Source organism: Vibrio sp. 10N.222.46.A1, from assembly GCF_041473595.1.
Taxonomy (GTDB): domain Bacteria; phylum Pseudomonadota; class Gammaproteobacteria; order Enterobacterales; family Vibrionaceae; genus Vibrio; species Vibrio tasmaniensis_A.
The window spans coordinates 1,089-1,522 of sequence record NZ_JBFRSN010001425.1 but is presented as its reverse complement, the minus strand read 5'-3'; the positions used below and the strand labels follow the sequence as shown (position 1 = coordinate 1,522).

General features: G+C 47.9%; 1 protein-coding gene. It reads right to left on the bottom strand.

Annotated elements, in window-relative coordinates; genetic code table 11:
* The coding region (locus AB4496_RS27075) for a class I tRNA ligase family protein (protein WP_372133018.1) at positions 1-434 on the bottom strand (434 nt) is incomplete at both ends.

The following is a 434-nucleotide window of genomic DNA, read 5'->3' as shown; positions in this document are numbered from 1 at the left end:
TTGACGAGAGATACACCAATCTTGCACGTCACGCATCCACGCGAAGTACATGTTCTCGTACTGCTTAGGTACGAATTGAATCTCACCATCTTCAACGGCTTTAACAGCAGGAGCAGCAAGAGGCGCTGTACGCACGTACCATTGGTCAGTCAGCATTGGTTCGATAACCACACCACCACGGTCACCGTAAGGAACGGTTAGATCGTGATCTTTGATTTCTTCAAGTAGGCCTAGCTCTTCAAATTCAGCAACCGTTGCACGACGAGCTGCAAAGCGCTCCATACCTTGGTATTTTTCTGGAAGCTCTGTTGAGTACACATCGCTTTCTTCACCGTTCGTTGTGAAGATTTCAGCCGCATCACGGATATCACCGTTGAACGTTAGGATGTTGATCATTGGTAGGCTATGGCGCTTGCCCACTTCGTAATCGTTAA